The 19,291-nt window shown below is 70.2% G+C and carries 23 protein-coding genes; 13 read left to right on the top strand and 10 right to left on the bottom strand.

The window, feature by feature from the left end:
• Positions 1-26 precede the first annotated feature (26 nt).
• Positions 27-740 (bottom strand): TVP38/TMEM64 family protein, encoded by a 714-nt coding sequence (locus AB0367_RS19480; protein ID WP_366227721.1) that lies wholly within the window; start codon positions 738-740, stop codon positions 27-29.
• Positions 741-842: 102 nt separating this feature from the next.
• Here AB0367_RS19480 and ispF point away from each other — a divergent pair, with 102 nt between their 5' ends.
• Complete coding sequence (gene ispF, locus AB0367_RS19485; protein ID WP_366227765.1) at positions 843-1,319, top strand: 2-C-methyl-D-erythritol 2,4-cyclodiphosphate synthase; 477 nt, start codon at positions 843-845, stop codon at positions 1,317-1,319.
• Entirely contained in the window at positions 1,320-1,697 is a 378-nt protein-coding gene (locus AB0367_RS19490; protein ID WP_366227722.1) for a PPOX class F420-dependent oxidoreductase, read from the top strand.
• A gap of 6 nt (positions 1,698-1,703) precedes the next feature.
• Here AB0367_RS19490 and AB0367_RS19495 read toward each other — a convergent pair whose 3' ends face one another.
• Positions 1,704-2,867 (bottom strand): homogentisate 1,2-dioxygenase domain-containing protein, encoded by a 1,164-nt coding sequence (locus AB0367_RS19495; RefSeq protein WP_366227723.1) that lies wholly within the window; start codon positions 2,865-2,867, stop codon positions 1,704-1,706.
• A gap of 78 nt (positions 2,868-2,945) precedes the next feature.
• Between AB0367_RS19495 and AB0367_RS19500 the strand changes: the two genes are divergently transcribed.
• The 3 genes from AB0367_RS19500 (at position 2,946) to AB0367_RS19510 (ending at position 6,655) form a co-directional block, all read left to right on the top strand.
• Positions 2,946-3,809: a hypothetical protein gene (locus AB0367_RS19500; RefSeq protein WP_366227724.1), complete on the top strand. Its 864-nt coding sequence runs from the start codon at positions 2,946-2,948 to the stop codon at positions 3,807-3,809.
• Between the two features lie 46 nt (positions 3,810-3,855).
• Positions 3,856-5,067, top strand: a complete 1,212-nt coding sequence (gene fahA / locus AB0367_RS19505) for a fumarylacetoacetase (RefSeq protein WP_366227725.1) — start codon at positions 3,856-3,858, stop codon at positions 5,065-5,067.
• Positions 5,068-5,275: 208 nt separating this feature from the next.
• Positions 5,276-6,655, top strand: a complete 1,380-nt coding sequence (locus tag AB0367_RS19510) for a PQQ-binding-like beta-propeller repeat protein (protein WP_366227726.1) — start codon at positions 5,276-5,278, stop codon at positions 6,653-6,655.
• Positions 6,656-6,657: 2 nt separating this feature from the next.
• Here AB0367_RS19510 and hisC read toward each other — a convergent pair whose 3' ends face one another.
• The 4 genes from hisC to hppD form a co-directional block, all read right to left on the bottom strand.
• The gene (gene hisC / locus AB0367_RS19515) at positions 6,658-7,695 is read right to left on the bottom strand and encodes a histidinol-phosphate transaminase (RefSeq protein ID WP_366227727.1); all 1,038 of its coding nucleotides are present in this window, start codon (positions 7,693-7,695) and stop codon (positions 6,658-6,660) included.
• Positions 7,692-8,708: an RDD family protein gene (locus AB0367_RS19520; RefSeq protein ID WP_366227728.1), complete on the bottom strand. Its 1,017-nt coding sequence runs from the start codon at positions 8,706-8,708 to the stop codon at positions 7,692-7,694. The genes hisC and AB0367_RS19520 overlap by 4 nt, the downstream gene beginning before the upstream one ends.
• Positions 8,709-8,771: 63 nt before the next feature.
• On the bottom strand, positions 8,772-9,320 hold the full coding sequence (locus tag AB0367_RS19525; RefSeq protein ID WP_366227729.1) for an RDD family protein: 549 nt from the start codon (positions 9,318-9,320) through the stop codon (positions 8,772-8,774).
• 268 nt (positions 9,321-9,588) lie between these two features.
• On the bottom strand, positions 9,589-10,746 hold the full coding sequence (gene hppD / locus AB0367_RS19530) for a 4-hydroxyphenylpyruvate dioxygenase (RefSeq protein WP_366227730.1): 1,158 nt from the start codon (positions 10,744-10,746) through the stop codon (positions 9,589-9,591).
• A gap of 94 nt (positions 10,747-10,840) precedes the next feature.
• Between hppD and AB0367_RS19535 the strand changes: the two genes are divergently transcribed.
• Together AB0367_RS19535 and AB0367_RS19540 are read left to right on the top strand one after the other, a co-directional pair.
• Positions 10,841-11,332, top strand: coding sequence for an Lrp/AsnC family transcriptional regulator (locus tag AB0367_RS19535; protein WP_366227731.1), 492 nt, complete (start codon positions 10,841-10,843; stop codon positions 11,330-11,332).
• Positions 11,333-11,428: 96 nt separating this feature from the next.
• Entirely contained in the window at positions 11,429-12,748 is a 1,320-nt protein-coding gene (locus AB0367_RS19540) for a PQQ-binding-like beta-propeller repeat protein (protein WP_366227732.1), read from the top strand.
• 33 nt (positions 12,749-12,781) lie between these two features.
• Here the strand turns inward: AB0367_RS19540 and AB0367_RS19545 are convergent, their stop codons facing one another.
• Positions 12,782-13,339, bottom strand: a complete 558-nt coding sequence (locus AB0367_RS19545) for a helix-turn-helix domain-containing protein (RefSeq protein ID WP_366227733.1) — start codon at positions 13,337-13,339, stop codon at positions 12,782-12,784.
• 74 nt (positions 13,340-13,413) lie between these two features.
• Here AB0367_RS19545 and AB0367_RS19550 point away from each other — a divergent pair, with 74 nt between their 5' ends.
• The 3 genes from AB0367_RS19550 to AB0367_RS19560 are packed head-to-tail and all read left to right on the top strand — an operon-like array spanning position 13,414 to position 16,049.
• Positions 13,414-14,097, top strand: a complete 684-nt coding sequence (locus AB0367_RS19550) for an AzlC family ABC transporter permease (RefSeq protein WP_366227734.1) — start codon at positions 13,414-13,416, stop codon at positions 14,095-14,097.
• Positions 14,094-14,402, top strand: coding sequence for an AzlD domain-containing protein (locus AB0367_RS19555; RefSeq protein ID WP_366227735.1), 309 nt, complete (start codon positions 14,094-14,096; stop codon positions 14,400-14,402). The genes AB0367_RS19550 and AB0367_RS19555 overlap by 4 nt, the downstream gene beginning before the upstream one ends.
• Before the next feature lie 12 nt (positions 14,403-14,414).
• Positions 14,415-16,049 (top strand): fumarate hydratase, encoded by a 1,635-nt coding sequence (locus tag AB0367_RS19560; RefSeq protein ID WP_366227736.1) that lies wholly within the window; start codon positions 14,415-14,417, stop codon positions 16,047-16,049.
• A gap of 73 nt (positions 16,050-16,122) precedes the next feature.
• Here AB0367_RS19560 and AB0367_RS19565 read toward each other — a convergent pair whose 3' ends face one another.
• Positions 16,123-16,656 (bottom strand): hypothetical protein, encoded by a 534-nt coding sequence (locus tag AB0367_RS19565; RefSeq protein WP_366227737.1) that lies wholly within the window; start codon positions 16,654-16,656, stop codon positions 16,123-16,125.
• 290 nt (positions 16,657-16,946) lie between these two features.
• On the opposite strand from AB0367_RS19565, the gene AB0367_RS19570 reads away from it, so the two are divergent.
• The 3 genes from AB0367_RS19570 (at position 16,947) to AB0367_RS19580 (ending at position 18,168) form a co-directional block, all read left to right on the top strand.
• Positions 16,947-17,183, top strand: coding sequence for a hypothetical protein (locus AB0367_RS19570; protein WP_366227738.1), 237 nt, complete (start codon positions 16,947-16,949; stop codon positions 17,181-17,183).
• A gap of 57 nt (positions 17,184-17,240) precedes the next feature.
• Positions 17,241-17,447: a hypothetical protein gene (locus AB0367_RS19575; protein ID WP_366227739.1), complete on the top strand. Its 207-nt coding sequence runs from the start codon at positions 17,241-17,243 to the stop codon at positions 17,445-17,447.
• Positions 17,448-17,706: 259 nt separating this feature from the next.
• A complete protein-coding gene (locus AB0367_RS19580) occupies positions 17,707-18,168 on the top strand; it encodes a hypothetical protein (RefSeq protein ID WP_366227767.1) in 462 nt (153 codons plus the stop codon).
• A gap of 66 nt (positions 18,169-18,234) precedes the next feature.
• On the opposite strand, the gene AB0367_RS19585 is transcribed toward AB0367_RS19580, so the two are convergent.
• Positions 18,235-18,843 (bottom strand): class I SAM-dependent methyltransferase, encoded by a 609-nt coding sequence (locus AB0367_RS19585; RefSeq protein WP_366227768.1) that lies wholly within the window; start codon positions 18,841-18,843, stop codon positions 18,235-18,237.
• Complete coding sequence (locus tag AB0367_RS19590; RefSeq protein ID WP_366227740.1) at positions 18,840-19,283, bottom strand: hypothetical protein; 444 nt, start codon at positions 19,281-19,283, stop codon at positions 18,840-18,842. The genes AB0367_RS19585 and AB0367_RS19590 overlap by 4 nt, the downstream gene beginning before the upstream one ends.
• Positions 19,284-19,291 lie beyond the last annotated feature (8 nt).

Here is a 19,291-nt window from a genome sequence, read left to right on the forward strand (position 1 = left end):
CTGGTCTTTAGTGCAGCGTCTCGGGTTCAGGCCGCGGCAGCGGCCGCGGCGCAGGTCTTGCGCGGGCGGCGGCGCCACAGCAGGACGCTGCCCACCGAGCCGCCGACGCCCAGTGCCACGATTATCGCGCCCGCGATCGACATGCCGAGCGCGTCGCCTCGCGCGGTGGCCGCGCCGAGCGCCGAGTACGCCAGCGTCGCCGGCAACGCCCCCAGCACCGTGCCCGTGAAGAACGTGCGCATCCGCACGCTCGTGGTGCCGAAGAGGTAGTTGGCGATGCCGAACGGCACGAGCGGGATCATCCGCGAGACGATGATCGCCAGGACGCCGCGCTTGCAGACCGCCTGCTCCATCGCGAGCAGCCGGCCGCTGAGATGGCGGGCCATGAAGTCACGGCCGAGCAGCCGCCCGATCGAGTGGGCGATCAGCGCGCCGAGGGTGACACCGAGCATGGTGTACACCGCGCCGCCCGCGAAGCCGAACAGCACCCCGCCGACGCCGGCCAGCAGGGTGCGGGGGGCGAGGGCGGTGGTCAGCACGGCCGAGCCCGCGATCGCGATGAGCGGGGCCATCGGGTGGCTGGGACCGACCGCGTGCACCAGGGAGGCGCGGTTCGGGTGCGCGATGATGATCACCACGGACAGGGTCGCCAGAAGGAGGGCCAGCAGACCGAAGCGGAGAGCGGCTCCGGTGCGCCACCACTGCTTGTGGCTCGTCGGGGTCGTCTGGTCGCTGTGCACCCGATCCAGCCTAGGCCCGGAAGGCCCGGTTGCCGAGTCCGAGATCGTTTCGGCAACCGGAAGTTCACGATTGCGCACCGATCGTCGTACCCTCCCGACGTGATGCTGATCGGTAACGGCACGGACGTGCACGCCTTCGAGTCGGGCCGGGAGTGCTGGGTCGCCGGCCTGCGATGGGAGGGCGTGGACGGACTCGCCGGGCACTCCGACGGCGACGTCGCCGCGCACGCGATCTGCGACGCGCTGTTGTCGGCCGCCGGCCTGGGTGATCTCGGGGCGAACTTCGGCACGGGCCGGCCCGAGTGGGCGGGCGCCTCGGGGGTCACCCTGCTGCGCGAGACGGCCCGGAGGGTGCGCGATGCGGGCTTCGAGATCGGCAACGTGTCCGTGCAGGTGATCGGCGTGAAGCCGAAGGTAGGCACGCGCCGCGCCGAGGCCGAGCGGACGCTGCACGACGCGATCGGCGCCGTCGTACGGCTGTCCGGCACCACCACCGACGGGCTGGGATTCACCGGCCGGGGTGAGGGCCTGGCCGCCACGGCCGTAGCGTTGGTCTATCCGATCGGAAGTGAGGGATAGATGAACGACACGCTTCGCGAACTGCTCGACCAGCGGGCCTTCCTCGTGCTCAGCACCATCAACCCCGACGGCGGCCCGCAGAGCAGCGTGATCTGGGGCACGCACGACGGCGGTGACCTCGTGTTCTCGACCATCCGCGGGCGGCGCAAGACCCGCAACATGGAGCGCGACCCGCGGGTCTCGATCTGCGTGTATGACCCGGCCAACCCCTACCGCTACGTCGAGGTGCGCGGCACGGTCACCCTCACCGAGGAGGGCGGGCCGCAGCTCATCGACGAGCTGTGCCGGTCGTACGTGGACCGGCCCTGGGTCGAGCCCGACGCCGACGCCGTCCGGGTGGTCTGCCGGGTGACCGCTGAGCGGGTCCACGAGCACTAGGCCGGCTCACCCGTCGCGGGCCCACGTCCATGCGTAGCCGGCGTCCTCGATGGCGAGCGCCGGCTCGCACAGGTCGAGCGGCCGGAACGTGTCGATCATGACGGCCAGTTCGTCGAACGCCTCGGCACCGATCGCGCGCTCGACCGCGCCGGGCTGCGGTCCGTGGGTGAAGCCGCTCGGGTGCAGTGAGATCGAGCCCTGCTCGATGCCGGAGCCTCGGCGGGCCTCGTAGTTGCCGCCGGTGTAGAACAGCACCTCGTCGGAGTCGACGTTGTGGTGGTTGTACGGCACCGGGATGGCCAGCGGGTGGTAGTCGACCTTGCGCGGCACGAACGAGCAGATCACGAAGTTGGGGCCCTCGAACGTCTGGTGCACCGGCGGCGGCTGGTGCAGGCGCCCGGTGATCGGCTCGAAGTCGTGGATCGAGAACGCCCACGGGTAGAGGCAGCCGTCCCAGCCCACGACGTCAAATGGGTGATTTGCGTAAATGTGCTCAGTCCAGCCGCGGCGGTGCTGGACCATCACGGAAATGTCGTACCCCTCCACGAGTATGGGTGCCGTGGGGCCGCGCAGGTCGCGTTCGCAGTAGGGCGCGTGCTCCAGGAACTGTCCACGCACGGAGAGATAGCGCCGCGGGGGTCCGATGTGTCCAGTAGCCTCGATCGCCAGCAGCTTCACCGGCCCGTCCGCGGGCACCAGCCGGTGGATCACCGACGTCGGGATGATCGCGTAGTCGCCCTCGGCCAGCTCCAGCACGCCGAAGGTCGACTCGAGGGTGACGGCGCCGGCCGAGACGTAGAGGCACTCGTCGCCGACCGCGTTGCGGTAGAGCGGCGACGGCTGCGACGCCTCGACGTAGGAGATGCGCACGTCGTCGTTGGCGAGCAGGTGCTGGCGGCCGAGCACCGGGTCCGCCTGCCCGCCGCCGATCTTGGCGGTCTGCAGGTGGCGGGGCTTGAGCGGCAGGTTCGGCAGCCGCGACCAGGCCGGCGGTTCAAACGGCACGGCCGAGATGATCGCGCTCGGTCGGTGGTGGTGGTAGAGCAGCGAGGAGTCGCTCGAAAAACCCTCCTGCCCCATCAGCTCTTCCATGAACAGCGAGCCGTCGGGCTGGCGAAACTGGGTATGGCGCTTCGGTGGCACCTCGCCGACGCGGCGGTAGTACGGCATCACGGTCCTCCTCATCGGAGTGTCCGGATAGCGGACGTAGTTGTCCGCCCTGTAAAGCGTCCACTAGATTCGGAAGCCGTGTCAAACGCAGTGCCACCCCTGCTGACCGCACTGGTCGACGACGCCGCGGTGTTCCCACCGGGCAGCGCCGCACTGGAAGATGCCGTGCCCGCGCACGCCCGCCACCGCGAGAGCTGGTTCGCGCCGCTCATCGGGCCGCTGCTGATCCCGCTCGCCGCCCGCGACGCCTTCCGTGCCCTCGCCCCGCCCGGCATGGGCGTCGGCCTGGTCGGCGAGCCGGCCGCCGTCGAGGCCGCGATCGCGGACCTGCCCGCCGGCACCCGGCAGATCGAGAGCCCCGTGGCCAAGCGGGGCGAGGATCCGCTGCCCGGCATCGAACGGCTCGCGGCGCTCATGAGGAAGAGCGAAGAGCCCCGGCAGTGGTATGTCGAGGTGCCGCTCGCCTGGGGCCTGATGTCCGCCCTCGACGCCGTCGCGGCGCTGCGCGCCGATGGCCTGCCCGCCGCGGTGAAGTTCCGCACCGGAGGCCTCGCCGCTGAGCTGTTCCCCACCCCGGTCGAGCTCGCCGCCGTCATCTGCGCCTGCCGCGACCGCGACCTGCCGTTCAAGCTCACCGCCGGGCTGCACCACGCGGTGCGCCACACCGACGCCGAGACGGGCCTGATCCATCACGGCTTCCTCAACATCCTGGCCGCCGTCCTGGCCGCGGCCGACGGCGCTGAGCCGTCCGATCTGGCCGCCGTCCTGGCCTCCACGGAGGCCCCGCAGGTGGCCGACCGGGTCCGCCCGGCGCTGGACCGCGACCGCCCGCTGTGGGTGGGCTTCGGCAGCTGCGGCGTCCTGGACCCGGTCACCGACCTGACGGTGCTCGGCCTGCTCGACCGCCCGCGGCCCACCGCACCCAAGGAGGCGACGGGATGAGCACGCTCGACCGCCCCTGGGCCGCCATGCCGAAGGAGGCGGCCCGGTGAGCGGGGCGGCGAGCTGGCTGGAGCTGGCCGACGACGAGCCGTTCGGGGTGCACAACCTGCCCTACTGCGCGTTCGGGCAGGACCGGTTCCGGGGGACCGGGGTGCGGATCGGCGACCGGATTCTCAACCTGGCCGCCGCCGAGGAGCGGGGGCTCGTCGACGCGGACGGGACGTTGCTCGGGCAGGGCACCCTCAACCGGTTCATGAGCGCGGGACGGCCCGTGTGGACGCGGGTGCGCGAGCGGCTCATCGAGCTGCTCAGCACCGGCCGGCATCGGGAGGCGGTCGCGCCGCTGCTGATCCCGGTCGGCGACGTGCGGCTCGAGTTGCCGTTCGAGGTGGCCGACTATGTCGACTTCTTCTCCTCGCAGGAGCACGCCACTAACCTCGGGCGGCTGTTCCGGCCCGGCGGGGAGGCGCTGCTGCCCAACTGGAAGCACCTCCCCGTCGGATACCACGGGCGGGCGGGCACCGTGGTCGTCTCGGGCACCGACGTGCCGAGGCCGAGCGGGCAGCGCAAGGCGCCCGACGAGCCGGCGCCGACGTTCGGCCCCTCGGCGCGCCTGGACATCGAGGCCGAAGTCGGGTTCGTGGTCGGGGTGCCGTCGAGCGGGGCCGTGGCCGTCGACGACTTCCGGGCGCACGTGTTCGGCGCCGTGCTGGTCAACGACTGGTCGGCGCGGGACCTGCAGGCCTGGGAGTATCAGCCGCTGGGGCCGTTTCTGGGCAAGTCCTTCCGCACGTCGGTCTCGCCCTGGGTGGTGCCGCTCGACGCGCTCGACGCGGCCCGGGTGCCGGGTCCGGCGCAGGAGCCGGCCGTGCTGCCCTACCTGCGGGCTGGGGAGCACCACGGGTATGCGATCGACATCGAGGTCTTCTGGAACGGCACGCGCGTGTCGCGGCCGCCGTTCGCCGGGATGTATTGGACGCCCGCCCAGCAACTCGCCCACATGACGGTCAACGGCGCCTGGGCGCGCACCGGCGACCTGTATGCGTCGGGCACCGTCTCCGGCCCCCAGCCCGACCAGACCGGTTCCTTCATCGAGCGCACCTGGAACGGAGCCCAGCCGTTGCGACTGGCCGACGGGACCACGCGCGCGTTCCTGCTCGACGGCGACACGGTCGCGATCACCGCCACCGCCCCAGGGCCCGAGGGCACCCGCGTCGGCTTCGGGGAGGTGACCGGCACCGTCACCAAGCCCGAGTGACGCGCGACACGGCACCGGCCGCAGATGCCGGCGCCCCGGTCACGCCCCGTCCGCGAATGCCGTTGGCTCCGGGCGGTGGTGGTCGGGGCAGGTGGCGCGGGGACTGCGTGGGTGAGCGATGGGAAGTGGGTGTGAGTCTTCTGCGGATCGACGGTCGACGTGAGCGGATTGCGGCATGCGCCGGGTATGGTGCCCCGCGGAGGTGGTTATGGGGACGGCTCGTGCGGGGCTGCGTCGGCTCGTGTCGCCGCGGAGCTGGTCGCGGCCGGTGCGCTTCGTGCTCACCGGGCTGCTCGTCCTCGTGGTGGTGGCCGCGATGGGCATCACGGCCTACCGCACGCTGAAGCCGGCCGAGACGGTGAGCCGCGCCGACAAGCCGGTGCCGTCGCCGGAGCCGATCGAGTCGATCCAGTACGCGGAGCTGGCGTCGGCGCCGTTGATCGTGGAGGGGCGGCTTCGGGTCTACACCGAGCAGCGGCGGGTGTTCGCGGACACGCCGGTGACGGCGCAGCGGATGATGACGCCGCACTGGTCGTATCGGCGGTGGCCGGCCGAGGTCGTCTCGATCGTCGAGGTGGAGAAGCCGGCGAGCGGAGTCGGCATGTCGGTGGTGGTCACGAAGTGGTCGGACGGGGAGATCGTCGCGCTGGACGCTCAGAAGGGTGACATCGTCTGGCAGGTGAAGATCGAGCCCGCGGACGGGGAGTCGTTCAAGGGGCGGCGCACCGGGGCGAAGACGATGTGGGCGCCCGAGGACCTGTTCGTGTCGGCGTCGGCGGTGGACAAGCAGCCGGTCGTGATCGCGACGGGCAAGGACGTGGCCGTGGGCATCGATCCGGTGAACGGCGAGGTGCGGTGGACGCGATCGTTCACCACCGAGCCGGGGTGCCGGACGAACGACTGGACCGGCGGGGACGCGTATTTCGTGAAGAACAGCTGCGCGAAGCCGGCGACCCTGGAGATCTACGACGCGGCGACCGGGATGCTGCTCAACACCTGGCGGCCGCCGGGCGCGTCGACCGGAGAGAACGTCACCAACTGGTTCATCGAGCCCACGTCGTGCCAGCTCGGACGGTCCGGCTGCGCGATGTTCAAGGCCGCACCGACGGGAGACGTCGTGACGTACACCGACGCCGCCTCCGGAGTGGGCACGATCACGCCGGCCTACTGGTCGTTCGGGGCCGATCACGCGGTGAAGCCGGAGCCGGTCGCGGACAAGGACAACGTCGTCGTGGTCGGGGACGTCATCGCCCAGCAGATGACCGGCGGATACATCTGGGCGTTCTCGCGCAGCACCGGCCAGCGGCTGTGGATGTCGGAGGTCGCCGGCCGGTTGATCGGCGGCGACCAGCGCAACATCTACCTGATCAACAACGAGTATCAGCTGCTGGTGCTCAACCTGGAGACCGGGGCCGTCACGTCGAGCACCGAGCTGCGCATCCGGCCCGCGGACCGGTTCGTCTACAGCATGTTCTACCTGCACGCCGGATACCTGGTGGTCGAGCGGTTGCAGAGCACCAAGGAATCCGAGATCGACGACAGGTACTACTTCAGTCAGGACACGGTCGTCCTGGTCGGTATCGGCTGACGCTAGAGGATCGCGCTGAGGAGGGCGTCGTTCTCCTGCGGCGTGCCGATCGTGACGCGGACGCCGTCGCCCTGGAAGGCGCGGACAATCACGCCGGCCCGCTCGCAGGTGGCGGCGAACTCGGCGGACTTGTCGCCCAGCGGCAGCCAGAAGAAGTTCGCCTGGGTCTCGGGCACCTCGGGGTACACCTTGCGGACCGCGTCGACCACCCGGGACCGCTCGGCGACGACCACGTCGACCCGCCGCTGCATCTCGGCCCCGGCGTCGAGCGCGGCCAGGGCGGCGGCCTGCGCGGCGAGCGAGGTGGAGAACGGCGTGACGACCTTGCGTACGGCGGCGACCACGTCGGGCGAGCCGATCAGGTATCCGACGCGCAGGCCGGCCAGGCCCCACGCCTTCGAAAGGGTGCGCAGCACGACGACGTTGGGGCGGTCGCCGTACTCCACCAGGCCGTCGGGCACGTCCGGGTCGGTGACGAACTCACGGTAGGCCTCGTCGAGGACGACCAGGACGTTGCCGGGCACCTCGTCGATGAACGCGTCGAGTTCGGCCTTGCGCACTGCGGTGCCGGTCGGGTTGTTCGGGTTGCACACGATGACCAGCCGGGTGCGTTCGGTGATTGCGGCGGCCATGGCGTCGAGGTCGTGGCCGTGCTCGGCGGTGTTGGGGATGCGGACGCTGGTGGCCGCGTTGGTCGCGCTGATGATCGGGTACGCCTCGAAGGACCGCCAGGAGTAGACGGCCTCGTCGCCGGGCAGGCAGGCGACGCGGAACAGGTGGTCGCAGAGGGCGACGGAGCCGCAGCCGGTCGCGACGCGCTCGGGGTCGACGCCGAGCCGGTCGGCGATGCGGCCGCGCAGTTCGGTGACGCCCATGTCCGGGTACCGGTGCATGTTGGTGACCGCGGCGGTGACCGCCTCCACCACGCCGGGCAGCGGGCCGAAGGGCACCTCGTTGCTGGCCAGCTTGATCGCGCCGGGCACGCTGCGGCCCGGGACGTAAGGGGGGAGGGCGTCGAGATCCGGGCGGGTGAGGCTCATGACTGGTCTCCGGCGTTCTGGCTCTGGGGGTGGGGGTCGGTGGAGGGCTCCGCCTTCACCACGACGGTGCCGGCGGAACGGTCGTGGAAGGCGCGGCGCAGCGGCCAGTCGAACATCGGCGAGATGCTGTCGATGAACTGCAGCAGGAAGCCGACGCCGCAGGTCCATAGCAGCACGGACAGGCCGAGCGGGTTCCACCGGCGGATCGCCCGGCCGAAGCCGAGCGGCTTGTCGCTGTCGAGGCCGACGACCTTGATCTTCAGCAGCCGCTTGCCGAGCGTCTGGCCGCTGCCGGCGATCGCGGGCACCTCGTAGGCGAACCACAGCGCGGCGATGAGGATCAGGATCACGACCTGCAGGGAGCTGGCGCGTTCGGGCGTGGCCAGGTCGCCGACGGGCTCGCCGGCCAGCTGCCGGCGCCACATCTCGGCCAGGACGGGGCCGATGTCCTTGACGTACTGGTAGATGAACCAGCCGGTGACAGCGGCGTTGAGCAGCGCGACCATCAGGATGTCGATGAGCCGGGCGAGCAGCCGTGAGCCCAGCGGCGCGAGGGCGTGCCCGTGCGGGCGGACCGCCTGGTTCGGCAGTCCGGGCTGCGGCGGGAGCAGCACCTGCACCGCGCCGGCCGGCAGACTGCCCTGCGGCAGCAGCCCGGGCGGCAGCGGCGTGCCCGGCGGCAGCACGATCGCGCCCGGTGGCAGCTGGCCGGGCGGGAACCCGCCGGGCGGGATCGGTGTGCCGGGCGGGAGTACCACGGCGCCTTGCGGCAGCAGCGAGCCCGGAGTGGCCACGATGGGCGGTGGCGGGTTTTGGCCGTTTTGCCCGTTAAACCCGTTGAATTGGGGAGCGCTCGGCGTCGGAGGCGACGGGGGTGTTGGCTCGGCGACCTTCGGCGGCTCTGTCGGGGTCGGCGCCGAGGCGGGAACGGGCTCGCCGATCCAGCCCTCGCCGTCCCAGTACCGCTGGACGTCCGGGTCAACAGGGTCCTTGTACCACCCAGGCGCTGTCACGCCGCCTCCGCCTCCGTGTTGCTGCTCGTCCGATGTTTACCAGGTCATTCGACCTTTACCAGATCATCCGGCCTTCACCACTATGGTGCCCGCCGCCTTGTCGTGCAGGCATTGCTGGTAGGGCTTGTCCCACAGCTGCCACAGTCCGTCGATCCACGAGAAGAACGGGACGACGAACGCCACCGGGTACTGCATCGCCCACCGCTTGGCCAGCACGCCCCGGTCTATCGGCACGGCCGGGGCGGCGGCGCGGATCAGCTGCAGCTTCATGGCCCGCTTGCCCCAGGTGACGCCGGTCCGGCCGAACATCTCGACGTGGTACACGTAGGCGATCGCGACGCTCAGCAGGAGGAAGCCCGCCTCGATCAGCAGCGGCACGCCGATGAACACGCCCGCGCTCGGCGAGCTGGTCACCTCGCCGGTCACCGGGTCGGTCCGCACCTTCGAGGCCGCGCCGGCGATGGCCGCGAACATCGCGATCATGGTGGGGATCAGCAGCACGACGTTGACGCCCGCGAGCACCGCGCCGTCGATCAGGACGGCGACGAACCGGTCGCCGAAGCTCGCCAGGGGGCGCCCGTCGGGGGCGAGGGCCACGAAGGTCCGCGGCACGCCGTACTGACCCTGTGGATAGCCGGGCTGTGGATAACCCGCTGCCGGCAGCCCTTGCTGTGGATAACCAGGCTGTGGATAACCGGGAAGCGGGAGCTCGTGCTGTGGATAACCAGGCTGTCCGTAGCCGGTTTGCTGTGGATAACCGGCCGACGGTGGTGCACTCTGTGGATAACCCTGTTGATAACCCTGCGGATGTCCGGGTGGCGGCCCGTAGTTCGGGACACCACCCGGCTGTGGCTGGCCCGGATACGTCACCCGGACAGTGTTACAGGTTTCCGCGAAGTTCCTGCTCTCGCTCGATTGCCTCGAAGAGCGCCTTGAAGTTGCCCTTGCCGAAGCCGAGCGAGCCGTGGCGTTCGATGATCTCGAAGAAGACCGTCGGGCGGTCCTGCACCGGCTTGGTGAAGATCTGCAGCAGGTAGCCGTCCTCGTCGCGGTCGACCAGGATGCCGCGGGACTTGAGCTCCTCGATGGGCGCGCGCACCCGGCCGATGCGGGCGCGCAGCTCGGGGTCGTCGTAGTAGGAGTCCGGCGTGGTGAGGAATTCGACACCGGCGGCGCGCATCTCGTCGACGGTGCGCAGGATGTCGTTCGTGGCGAGCGCGATGTGTTGTGCGCCCGGCCCGCCGTAGAACTCCAGGTACTCGTCGATCTGCGACTTCTTGCGCGACACGGCCGGCTCGTTCAGCGGGAACTTGACCTTGCGGGTGCCGCTGGCCACGACCTTGCTCATCAATGCCGAGTAGTCGGTGGCGATGTCGTCGCCGACGAACTCCGCCATGTTGGTGAAGCCCATGACCCGGCGGTAGAACTCGACCCACTCGTCCATGCGGCCCAGCTCGACGTTGCCGACGACGTGGTCCACGGCCTGGAAGTAGCGCCGGGCCGGTGGCGCCACGATCGGTCGCCGGGCCACGAAGCCGGGCAGGAGCGGCCCGCTGTAGCGCGAGCGGTCGATGAGGGTGTGGCGGGTCTCGCCGTAGGTGGCGATCGCGGCGCGGCGCACCACGCCGTGCTCGTCGCGCTCGTCGTGCGGCGCCTCAAGCCCCCGCGCGCCCTGCCGCACGGCGTAGGCGTACGCGGTGTCGACGTCAGGCACCTCCAGCGCGATGTCGGCGATGCCGTCACCGTGCCGCTCGTGGTGCCGGGTGGCCTCGGCCTGCCGGTGCACACCGCCGGCCAGGACGAAGACCGCGGAGCCGGCCCTCAGCACATACTCGGCGTGGTCGCGATACCCCTGCTCCGGACCGCGATAGGCGATCAGCGTCATGCCGAACGCCGTCGCGTAGTAGTGCGCCGCCTGCTTGGCGTTGCCGACGTAGAACCGGACGTGATCGAGGCCGGTGAGCGGAAACGGGTCGCGGGACGTGTCGTGCTCGACGGCCCCGATGAGCTCGCTGAGGTCTTCGATGGCGCGGGTCATGCCCCTCAGCGTTGCCCGCCCCGGTCCGGTTGGGCAAGGAACACCGATCCGCATGGTCAGGTTGTACATTCGGGGCAAGATTTAGGGTGTACCGGTGAACAGTTTGTCCAGTGAAATCGACGTTCTCGATGCACGCCTGATCGCGCTACTGGACGCTGAGCCCCGCATCGGCGTCCTGGAGTGCTCGCGGCGGCTGCGGGTGGCGCGCGGCACCGTCCAGGCCCGGCTCGACCGCCTCGCGGCCCGCGGGGTGATCCGCGGCAACGGCCCGGACATCGACCCGGCGGCGCTCGGCTACGGCGTGACCGCGTTCGTGACGCTGGAGATCCGGCAGCGCTTCGGCCACGACCCGGTGGCGGCGCACCTGCAGGAGATCCCGGAGGTGCTGGAGGTGCACACGATCACCGGCTCGGGCGACCTGCTGTGCCGGATCGTGGCGCGCTCCAACGCCGACCTGCAGCGGGTGATCGACCGCGTGATGAGCCACGAGGGGATCGTGCGGTCCTCGACGATCATCGCGCTGGCGGAGCAGATCCGCTACCGTGTGCTCCCGCTGGTCGAGGCCGCCGCCCGGCCTCAGCCGTGAAACAGGCGCTGCGCCACCCGCGCGGGTGAAAACGCGCGACACGGGCAAAAGCGGCCATCCGCCGGCGTACCATGCCGCGGCGTTACGCTGCGCCACGTGGCTAGGGGAGCGGTCCGCAACATCGAGACGGCGCTCGGCGCGCTCGGCGTGCTGGCGCTCATCATCACCGGCATCCTGGTCACCGGCTGGAATCCGGTGCCCAAGGTCACCGGCTGGTGGGAGAAGGTGTCCTCCAGTACCAACAAGCTCTCCACCCCGGACACCACCTGGGCCGAGCGGGTCGGCGGCCAGCCCTCCTCGGCCGTCATCGCCGGCGACGCCGTCATCGTCGCCATGCGCGGCACGGTCGAGGCGCGATCACTCAGCACCGGGACGCTGCTGTGGCAGCGGGAGGCCGACTGGGCCGGCGTGGCCGGCGACGGCGGCAACACGGTCGCCGTGGTCGGGCGGCGCGGCAAGGGCCTGGAGGCGCTGGACCCGTCCAGCGGCAACCCGCGCTGGAAGGACGGCGACGCCGTCGGCGCGTGGACCTACCGCGAAACCGTGCTGACCCTGGCCTGCGGCGGCCTGTCGGACTGCACCCTGACGTCCCGCACGCCGCGCGACGGCGCGCAGCAGTGGAAGCTCACGCTGCCCGGCATCGGGCGGGTGCTCAACGGCATCAACGCGGATCTGCTCGGCACCGAGGTGATGGCCGAGGCGTACCGCGACGCGATCGAGGCCATGCCGCGGCCGATCCCGGCGATGCTGGGGTTCCCGATCGAGCAGAAGGTGCGGGTCGTCGACACCGTGCGCGGCAAGCTGCTGCGTGAGGAGGAGCCGTCGAACACGACCCGGGTGGTGGTCGTGGGCGGGCGGGTGCTGGTGTCGACGGCGACTTCGAAGGACGGCAACTGCCGGTACAGCCTGGAGGGGCGCGACCCGGCGACCGGCAAGGCGCTGTGGAAGAAGGACGGGTACGACCTGCGGACCGCCTCCGGCGCCGGCTGCGAGCAGCGCCACGACCCGGCCGGCTCGGACACCGTGCTGGCGGCGACCCGCGGGGATAACCGCGAGGTGTTCCTGTCCCCGCGCGACGGGCGCGACATGTGGGCCGGCGCCGAGGGCGACGTGATCGTGGCGGCCGACAGCCAGTACGGCCTGGTGCGCACCGACGGCGGCAAGAACCTCTCGGTCGTCGGCTTCGAGCGCGGCGGCCGGCTGTGGCAGCAGGCGGTCCCGGCGAAGGCCGACGTGGCGGTGTCGCGCTACGCGGTGCTGGTGCGCGACTCGGCGCAGGGCAAGGTGACCGCGTACGCGCCGGACAGCGGCCGGGTGCTGATCGAGGCCAAGACGACCGCGGAGGTGCTCGGCATCGGCGAGCGCGGGCTCATGGTCAGCCGCGGCCGGACGATCGGTTACCTGCCCTACAGCTGAGGCAGGCGTCGCCGCCGGCGTGCTGCCGCGCGGTCAGCGGTGCTCCATGATGAGCGCGAACGACGTGTGCGGGGCGAGGGCCTCGTAGCCGTGCGCGAGGTCGCCGGCGAAGGAGGCGTAGTCGTGCACGTCGAGGTCGACGGGGGAGTCCTCGGGGCCGACCCGGAGCCGGCCGCTGATCATCACGACGTGCTCGATCGTGCCCGGGTTGTGGGCGTCGGCCTTGCGGGTGCCGACCGGCTCCGCGCGCATCAGGTAGATGTCCCGGCGTACTCCTGGCGGCGAGGTCGCCAGCAGCGTGCCCACGAAGTCGGCCTGCTCGGACTTCACCGACGGACCCTCGCCGGCGCGGATCACCCGTGGCGCCGTCGGCGGGGGCTCGACGAGCCGGCTGAACGGCACGTTGAGCGCGACCGCGAGGGCCCATAGCGTTTCGATGTTTGGGTTGCCGGCGCCCGCCTCGAGCTGGCTGAGCGTGGACTTGGCGATCCCGGCGCGCTTGGCGACCTCGCTGAGGGACAGCCGCTCGCGCTCGCGCTCGCGGCGGAGGGCGGCCGCGATGAGGTCGATCGGCGGCTTGTTCGGGTCCATGCGCGTTCCGTTCGGTATTTCGAACGAGTCATTCGGCTTGACGAACGACTGGGACGGGTACAGCATACCGAACTATGCGTTCGATTCTCCGAACAGATCCGATCGCCCGCGACGCGGCGGCGCTGTGCGCGGCGGCCGTGGTCGTCGGGCTGTCGTTCGGCGCGATCGCGTCGGCCGCCGGCGTGCCACTGGGGCAGATCCTGGTCATGAACGCCTTCGTCTACGCGGGCGGCGCGCAGTTCCTGGCCGTGGGCCTGGCCGGCGCCGGCGCCACGGCGGCCGCGATCGTGCTCGCCGGGCTGCTGCTCAACGCCCGCCACCTGCCGTTCGGGCTGGCGGTCGGCAACGAGGTGCTCGGCGACCGGCGCCCCGCCCGGCTGCTGGGCAGCCACCTGATGACCGACGAGTCGGTCGCCTTCGCCCTCGCGCAGGACGATCCGGCGCGCCGCCGCCGGGCCTACTGGACGACGGGCATTGCCCTGTTCCTGACCTGGAACGTCTCGGCCGCGGTCGGGGCGGTCGCCGGCTCCGCGCTGGGCGACCCGAACACGTTCGGCATCGACGCCGCGTTTCCGGCCGCGCTGCTGGCGCTGACGCTGCCGTCGCTCAAGGACCGGGCATCGGTGCGCGTGGCCGTCGCCGGCGCGGTGCTCGCGCTCGCGACCACGCCGTTCCTGCCGGCCGGCCTGCCGGTGCTCGTCGCACTGGTCGGCCTGGCACTCGCCCTGCCGCTGCCCAAGGCGGTGCGGCGCTCATGAGCTGGATCGCGATCATCGCGCTCGCCGCCGGGACCTACGCGTTCCGCGTCGCCGGGCCCGTGCTGCGCGACCGGATCTCGGTCTCGGAGCAGGTCAAGCGATACCTCACGCTCGCCGCGGTCGCGCTGCTGGCGGCGCTCATCGGCACCGCCGCGCTGCTGGACGGCACGCACTTCGTCGGCATCGCGCGCCCGGCCGGCGTCGTGGTCGGCGCGGTCCTGGCCTGGCGCAAGGCGCCGTTCGTCGTCGTGGTGGTATCCGCCGCACTCACCGCCGCCCTGCTCAGGGTCGCCGGAGTGGAGTAATACAGTCGGGGGATGCCCGAATTCGCGTTCTCGCCGCTGCTGCCGCTCGGACCCGACACCACCGAATACCGCCTGGTCACCAGCGACGGGATTGGGCGCGACGGGCGGTTCCTGACCGTCGAGCCGGAGGCGCTGACCCGCCTGACCGACGAGGCCATGCACGACATCGCGCACTTCCTGCGCCCCGCCCACCTGACGCAGCTGCGCTCGATCATCGACGACCCGCTGGCATCCGCGAACGACCGGTTCGTGGCGCTCGACCTGCTGCGCAACGCCAACATCGCGGCCGGCGGCGTGCTACCGATGTGCCAGGACACCGGCACGGCGATCGTCATGGGCAAGCGCGGCCGGTTCGTGCTCACCGACGGCAACGACGAGGCGGCGATCGCCCGCGGGGTGTTCGACGCGTACACGCGGCTCAACCTGCGGTACTCGCAGCTCGCGCCGCTGACCATGTGGGACGAGAAGAACACGGGCTCCAACCTGCCGGCGCAGGTCGAGCTGTACGCCGAGGGCGACGACGCCTACAAGTTCCTCTTCATGGCAAAGGGCGGCGGCTCGGCCAACAAGAGCTACCTCTACCAGGAGACGAAGGCGCTGCTCAATCCCACCCGGATGATGCAGTTCCTGGAGGAGAAGCTGCGCCTGATCGGCACGGCCGCGTGCCCGCCGTACCACTTGGCGATCGTCATCGGCGGCACCTCGGCCGAACACGCGCTCAAGACCGCCAAGCTCGCCTCGGCGAAGTACCTCGACACCCTGCCCACCGCCGGTTCCCCGGTCGGCCACGGCTTCCGCGACGTGGAGCTCGAGGCCGAGGTGCTGCAGCTGACCCGCGAGTTCGGCATCGGTGCCCAGTTCGGCGGCCGGTACTTCTGCCACGACGTCCGCGTCGTGCGCCTTCCGCGGCACGGCGCCTCCTGCCCCGTCGCGATCGCGGTGTCCTGCTCCGCCGACCGCCAGGCCGTCGGCAAGATCAACGAGCAGGGCGTCTGGCTCGAGCAGCTCGAGACCGACCCGGCCCGCTTCCTGCCCGACGTCACCGACGAGCACCTCGACGACGACGTCGTCACCGTCGACCTCAACCGCCCGATGGCCGAGATCCGCGCCCAGCTGTCCGCCCTGCCGGTCAAGACCCGCCTGTCGCTGACCGGCCCGCTGGTCGTGGCCCGCGACATCGCCCACGCGAAGATCGCCGAGCGCCTCGACGCCGGCGAGCCGATGCCCGCCTACCTGCGCGATCACGCCGTCTACTACGCCGGCCCGGCCAAGACCCCCGAGGGCTACGCGTCGGGCTCGTTCGGCCCGACCACGGCCGGTCGCATGGACGCGTACGTCGAGAAGTTCCAGGCCGCCGGCGGCTCGATGGTCATGCTGGCGAAGGGCAACCGCTCGAAGCAGGTCACCGAGGCGTGCCGCCAGCACGGCGGCTTCTACCTGGGCTCGATCGGCGGCCCGGCCGCGCGCCTGGCCCAGGACTGCATCAAGCACGTCGAGGTCATCGAGTACCCGGAGCTGGGCATGGAAGCCGTCTGGAAGATCGACGTGGTCGACTTCCCGGCCTTCATCGTCGTCGACGACAAGGGCAACGACTTCTTCGCCGAGGTGACGAAGCCTAAGAACCTCTATCAGATCAGCCAGCGGTAGCCGTTCGCGTCGCTCCAGGTCAGGGGCGTCCTATGGGCGCCCCTGAGGTACCTGTCGTCCGTGCGGGAGGGCGTCAACAGCCGTCCACGCTGGCGATGGATTCGATAGAGGCGACCGGCACGAGTCTCTGTACATAGGTCACCTTTGGCCGGCCGTCGCTGCCGAGTGCGCGCCCAGATGTTGCCTGCGCGCGTACCCACTGGGTTATGGCGACGAAGTCGTGATCCATGGACGTGATGTCGCCGCAGATCAATTCGTGGCCACTGGTCGTGACCTGCACAGGACCGGGAAGGCGATCCCTCGGTACCGCTGGCGCCGACCATGAGACGGCAAGCGCGACGCCCAGCGTGAGGACACCGATTCCCGCAATCGCCAGCGGATTGAAGCTGAGGGGGACGATGCCGGCGCCGAGCGACGCGAATGACAAAAACGCCATCATCAGAGCAAGGATGACCACGTTCCGCCAGCTCGACACCGACACCGCGGTCACCAGATCTGTTCCGCCAAGGACGATGGCCAGGGCGAACACCGCACTCGTCGCCCCCAGCCAGCGGGTGGGGCGGCGAGGCGGGGCATCCGGAGCCGTGGGCTCCTGCGCGTCGGTCACGGCGTGAGCCTAACGTTCAACGATCGGCGTCGCTGTCCCGTGCCCGCTGGCGATGACAGCACTGGCTGCGGCTTCTTCGCCGAGGTGACCACTCCTAAGCTGACCCTGCAGATCGGCAAGCGGTAATTAGACCCCACTCGGCCCTGGCGGGAGCGGTAATCCTGCCAGGGCCGTCACCGCACGCCAAGCGGATTCCGCCGCATCGCCGACGCTCCGCAACGCCGCTATTGCCGGAATCGCTCACCGATCCGTCGATTCACCTCCGGCTATCTATTCGGCAGGCTCGGCCGGTGGACCACTCCTCCCATGTGACCCTCGGCGGGTTTCTGGCCGGCGGTCTCGCCGGTTTCGGTCTCGGCTTCCTATACGCGGTCGTCCGCCGGGCGTGGCGAGATCTCGCCGGCGCGAAGGCGGGCGCGGCGGGCGCGGAAAGGGCCGCGTGGAATCGGACGGGCGAGTTCGTGATTCTCGGCTTCTTCCTGGCGGTGTTCGCCGCACTTGCTCTCGGCGGCATCGGTGAGCGGTGACGGGCGAATGCCACCGATGTACCGCTCGCCGAAGCCATTGCCGAACGCTGCCAAGACATGGACCAGCTGACCGCCCAGGTGCTCTCCGTCAGCGTCGCCGCGGTCGCCAGGCTCGCGCTGCGGCAGTGGTTGCAATCGACGGCCGTGCATCCATCGATGAGTGGCTTCGTGGTGCCGTCGGGGTCGCTGCCGAACCTGATGCGGACCGCGCTCATGCCGCTCGTACCGGCACTTGACGCAGCTGCGACACGCTCACACCACTGACAGGTCTCACTCAGGAACTTGTGGAGGAACCGCCGCTGGCCGTGGCAGCCACCAGCCGGGCCGGCACTCGGCCTGGATCGGATGCGAACCGGCTCAGCAGTTCGAGAGCGTATCGCCGCGACCCTGGAATTGCCTGCCGAGCACACTCGGAATTGATCTACATCGCTCTGCGGGTAGCATCTGGCCCCGAGTTCTTGGACGATCGGTATCCGGTTGCGGGGTGTCACCGTGGCGAGTTGTGCTGGTGAAGGAGTTGTTGATGATCACTGATCCGACGATGGTTCGCATCGGCGAGGGAGTGGAGTTGCACCATGGTCGGGGGCAGCGTGAAGCTGCTCGCCAATTGTTTGCGGAGATCTGGGAGGAGATCGGCGGGGAGCAAGGGGATCCGCTGCACGTTTGTGTGCTCGCGCACTCGATGGCTGATGTGCAGGACGATGTCCACGAGGAGTTGGTCTGGGATCAGCGGGCGTTGGCGGCGGTCGGCCTGCTCACCGATGACCGGGTGGCGCAGGCTGGGGTGACGCTGTCCGTGGCCGGCTTGTATCCGTCGTTGCACCTCAATTTGGCTGAGTGTTACCGCAAGCTCGATGATCTTGGCCGCGCCCGGGAGCACCTCCAGCAGGCGCAGGCTGGGATGGGCGCGCTCGGCGATGACGAGTACGGGCAGCTGATCAAGAGCGGCCTGGAACAGCTGACGCGGCAACTGACTCCCCAGTAACCGCTGCTGCCACGGGCACGTGACGAGCGTCTGGCGTCGGCCTGTGCCCCGAACCGCCGATGCGGCTCACCCTTCGGTTGCAATTGCCGCGACGGCGGCGTGCGGCCGGTGAGCGCCTTCGCTGGGCCGCTGCAGGCGCTCGACTTCCGTGAAGCCGGCTCGCATCAGTCGCTCGACGAGCTCGTTCACGGGCCAGCGATAGGCGGTCACGACTTTGTGGTCGAAGGCGGCTACCTCGTCACCGTCGAAGAAGCCGAGCACCAGCGTTCCGGCCGGGGCCATTGTTCGCCGGAACTCAGCGAGCACGCCGTCGAGCCTTTGCGGCGGGAGATGGATCAACGAGTACCAGGCCAGGATGCCGGCGATCGAGTGGTTGGCAACGTCGAGGTCTTCCATCGACCCGAGTTGGTACCTACCGCTCGGGTGGACCTCCTGCGCGTGGGCGATGAACTCGGGGACCACGTCGATTCCCGTTGCGTCGACGCCCACCGAGCGAAGGTAATCGGTGATATGGCCAGGACCGCAGCCCAGATCGAGCACTGTGCCAGGCCGGCCCGTCAGATGTCGTCCGATGAAGGCCAGATCGTCGGCGTGGACCTGCTGACTTGAACCGAACAGCTCGATGTAGAGCTCTGCGACGGACGAGTATGCCTGCCGGACCTGCTCCATGTTCAGGCGGACCGCGCCGCCTCGAGCCCGTCGACGATGGCCTCGAGTTCAGGCCGCTTGGCGGCGTCGGTGATGAACCCGACGAACGGCCCACCCTCGAAGGTGAGAGTGAGCTGGACCAGCCGCTCCTTCTCGCGCCCGAACAACTTGACGCGCCGCTCCAGATCCTTCCACTGCGCACTTCGGAACGATGACGCTGGTGTCCGGGTGACGGACTGGGCGCCGCGCAGCTTCTCCAGCCAGCCACCGTCGAGTACGAGCCGCTCGTTCGACTGCCCGTCAACAACGATCACGTACGCAGGATATCGAACCTTGCGCACGTGCGGGACCGCCCACACAGCCAGATGCGCGACACCGGGTGCGATGCCGCAAGGATTGCCGCAGGCCGAGCACTGATCAAACGCACGCAACTGTTTGATATGCAGGTAGTCGAAGATCACCCGCATAATGCCGA

The organism is Dactylosporangium sp. NPDC051484 (genome assembly GCF_040689395.1).
GTDB lineage: Bacteria > Actinomycetota > Actinomycetes > Mycobacteriales > Micromonosporaceae > Dactylosporangium.